Source organism: Bradyrhizobium sp. P5_C11_2 (genome assembly GCF_054049755.1).
This window is the reverse complement of the sequence record NZ_JBFULT010000659.1, coordinates 1-3,714: the sequence shown is the minus strand read 5'-3', so window position 1 is coordinate 3,714 and position 3,714 is coordinate 1. Positions and strand designations below refer to the sequence as shown.

Annotated in this window: 3 protein-coding genes; 2 read left to right on the top strand and 1 reads right to left on the bottom strand. The window is 65.8% G+C overall.

Annotation, left to right across the window (positions count from 1 at the left end; genetic code table 11):
• On the bottom strand, nt 1–860 hold an 860-nt coding region (locus ACXJL8_RS36305), incomplete at its 3' end, for a GntR family transcriptional regulator (protein WP_456686558.1).
• Between the two features lie 110 nt (nt 861–970).
• On the opposite strand from ACXJL8_RS36305, the gene ACXJL8_RS36300 reads away from it, so the two are divergent.
• Nucleotides 971–2,131, top strand: a complete 1,161-nt coding sequence (locus tag ACXJL8_RS36300) for a C45 family autoproteolytic acyltransferase/hydolase (RefSeq protein WP_456617698.1) — start codon at nt 971–973, stop codon at nt 2,129–2,131.
• Nucleotides 2,131–3,696, top strand: a complete 1,566-nt coding sequence (locus ACXJL8_RS36295; protein ID WP_456617826.1) for an ABC transporter substrate-binding protein — start codon at nt 2,131–2,133, stop codon at nt 3,694–3,696. The genes ACXJL8_RS36300 and ACXJL8_RS36295 overlap by 1 nt, the downstream gene beginning before the upstream one ends.
• Nucleotides 3,697–3,714 lie beyond the last annotated feature (18 nt).

The window sequence follows — 3,714 nt, the reverse complement described above, 5'->3', positions numbered from 1 at the left end:
GAGCCGGAATGGGCCGGGCTGCGCTTGAGCTTTGCCGCCCCTTCGAGATGCCGGCGCAACAGCGCGGCTGCGGCCTCGTGCTGGCCGGCTTCGAGCTGATCGAGGATGGCGAGATGCTCGCGGCAGTTCACGATCACCCGCTCATGGCCGAAGGTCCAGTCGTAATTGCCGAAGCGCCGCAGCCGGTTCTGCTGCTGAACGGCGACCAGCAGATAGCGGTTGCCTGATGCGGCCGCGAGGCCCTCGTGAAAGGCCGCGTTCATCTCGTAGAGTGCGATGCTTGCCGTGTCGCTCCACGGCATCGCCAGCATCTCCTGATGACGGCGGCGCATGTCGGCGGCCCACGCCGGATCGAGCCGAAAGCCGGGCTCGAGCAGCCCGGCCGGTTCGATCAGCAGGCGGTAGCGGTAACTTTCGTCGCGCGCCTGGGCATCGGCGATGGTCGGCTGGAAGCGCCAGCCGTGGCCCGGCTTGCGCTGGACGGCGGCGACCTCGGCCAGCCTGGTGAGGACGCGCTGCACGACCGGCCGCGTCGCATCGTAGCGCTGCATCAGGTCGCGTTCGGAAACCTCGTCCGCCAGCCGGCCGGCGCGGCGGTCGCGCGCGATCGCAAGGAACAGCCGGTCGGTCTCGTCGGGACTCGGCTTCGGCGGCGTCTTGTGCGGGGCGGGGGCGGTGTCTGCGACGAAATAGCCGCGGCTGGCGCCGGCGTGCACCAGCTTGCGTCGTGCCAGGAGCTTCAGCGCGGCGCGGACCGGCGTGCGCGAAACCTGGAGGCGCTCGGCGAGCGCGACTTCGGCAAGCCGCGTGCCCGGCGCAAGCCGCTCGCTCCGGATCAGTTCCAGGATCCCGGCGGACAATTCGCGCTGGAGACGGCTTGGAGAGGCTTTTCCCCGGCTTGAAGTTTTTTGTTTCATGTCATCACGAAGTACATTAGCCTCTTCCGGAAAGCAAAAGGAACTTGGTGCCCATGGTCGAACCCTTCCCCCTGATCGAAATCTCCGGTCCTCCTCGCGAGCGTGGACGTCAGTACGGGCAGAAGGCGGCAGGCCGCATCAAGAAGGGGACCACCCATTACTTCGCGCAGCTGAAGGAGCTTTCGCTCGACGCGAAGGGCGTGGCCGCGCTGGTGCGGGATTATCTGCCCGTCATCGAGGCGTTCGAGCCGAGCTATATCGAGGAGATGCGCGGCATTGCCGAAGGCGCCGACGTTCCGTTCGAGGATGTCGTCCTGCTCAACGCCCGCACCGAGATCCTCAAGCTTGCCAATCCAAAGATCCGCGCGCGCCTGAAGACGCCCGATGAGCCCGATGGCTGCACCGGCGTCGTTGCGCTGCCGACGGCGACCAGTAACGGTCGTCTGATCCACGCCCAGAACTGGGACTGGAAGCGCGAATGCGCAGAAACAGCGGTGGTGCTGAAGGTGCGACGCGACGATGGTCCGGATCTCATGACCTTCACCGAGGCCGGCGCGCTCGGCCGCTGCGGCTTCAATGCCGTCGGCATCGCGATCACCGCGAACTATCTCCAAAGTGACCGTGACTATCGCCAGGTCGGCGTGCCGCTGGCGCTGATCCGCCGCAAGGTGCTGGAGCAGGAGCATCTCGCGCTGGCGATGCGCGCCGTCTACTGCACCAAGAAATCCGCGGCCAACAACATGATCGTCAGCCATCGCGAGGGCGTGGCGATCGATTTCGAATGTGCGCCGGATGAGACGTTTCAGGTGCATCCGCARAACGGCCTGCTGGTGCACGCCAATCACTTCGTGAGCCCGGTTGCGCTCGGCAAGCTCAAGGACGCCGGCATCCAGGATACGCCTGACAGTCTCTACCGCGACATCCGCGTCCGCGATCTGCTCCAGCCGCATATCGGCAGCATCAGCTTCGACACGGTCAAGAGCGCGCTGTTCGACGAGTTCGCCTATCCCTGGTCGGTCTGCCGCCCGCCGCGCCGCAATCTCAGCAACAATCTCAGCGCCACCGTGGCGATGATTCTGATGGAGCCGGCGAGCGGGTTGATGGAAGTGGCGCCGCTGCCGGCGCTCAATCGCGAGTTCACCAGCTACCGGCTCGAGATTGACGAGATCGGGCGGGCGGCGTTCGAGCGGTCGGCCGCGGCGGGGGCGTCATGATGCGCCGGCGTCGGCCATCGCCGGCATGGGCGGTCGGTCTGGCCGCGCTGGCCCTGTTGGCCATGCTCGGGAAGGCCGGCGCCGAAACATTGCTGAGGACGCGGCTCAACGCCGATATCCGCTCGACCGATCCCGGCACCAATCGCGACGCCAACACGGATGCGGTGATCGCGCATGTCGTGGAAGGGCTGGTCGCCTTCCGTGACGATACCTCGATCGGCCCGATGCTGGCCGAGAGCTGGACCGTTGCGAACGACGGCAAGACCTATGCGTTTCATCTGCGGCAGGGCATCAAGTTCCATAACGGCGCCACCATGACCGCGGACGACGTGGTCTGGTCCCTGAAGCGTTGGCTCGACCCGGCGACGCAGTGGCGCTGCCTGTCCGAGTTCAGTGCCACCGGCATCGCGCGGATCGAAAGGATCGAAGCGCCCGATCAGCAGACCGTCGCCGTCACGCTCGATCAGCCGACCGCCTTGTTCCTCCCGACACTGGCGCGGCCCGATTGCGGCCAGACCGCGATCATCCACCGGGAGTCCGTCGGGCCGGACGGCAAATGGATCACCCCGATCGGCACCGGTCCGTTCAAGCTCGCCGAGTGGAAGCGGGGACAGTATGTCGATATCGTCCGCTTCGACGGTTATGTCTCGCGCAGCGAGCCGCGCACCGGCTACACCGGCGCCAAGAGCGTCATGGTCGATCGCGTGCGCTTCAACGTGATCCCGGACAGTTCGGCGGCGAAGGCGGGGCTGCTCAGCGGCTCGCTCGACGTCATCATGAGCCTGTCGATCCCCGATCTCGAGGAGCTCAAATCGCGCACCGACGTGCAGCTCAGCATCACGCCTGCGCTCGGCCTCACCGGCATCCTGTTCCAGACCAGGGATCCGCTGCTGAAGGATGTGCGTATTCGCCGCGCCATCGCGCTGTCCATCGATACCGAGCAAATCGTCGATGCGGTGATGCAGGGCACGGCGCGTCCCAACAATTCGGCGCTGCCGCTTGGCAGCCCGTTCTACAGCGAGGCGCAGTCGCACGGTTACGCGCAGAACATCGCGGAGGCCAGGAAGCTGCTGCTGGAGGCCGGCTATCGCGGCCAGCCGATCAAGATGATCACCAACAAGCGCTACAGCTACGTGTTCGACGCCTCGGTGCTGGTGCAGGCGATGGCGCAGACCGTCGGAATCAATATCGAGCTCGAGGTCATGGACTGGGCGGCCCAGCTCGACCGTTACAACCGCGGCGACTACCAGTCGATGGCCTTTACCTATTCGGCGCGGCTCGATCCCTCCTTGAGCTTCGAGATGCTGACCGGGCCGAAGGCGACGCAGCCGCGCAAGGTCTGGGACAATCCGGAGGCGCAGGACATGCTGCGCCGGTCGATGATGATCGACGACACGGCCAAGCGGCAGGCGCTGTTCGACGAGATGCACAAGCGCTTCATCGCCGACGTGCCGATTATCGTGCTGTTCAACGGCGCCGAGCTGACGGCGCTGCGCAAGAGCATCAAGGGCTATGCCGGTTGGCTCTACCCGCAGCCGCGGTTCTGGGGCGTCTCGATCGAGTAGGGCGGCGCCATGTTGGGT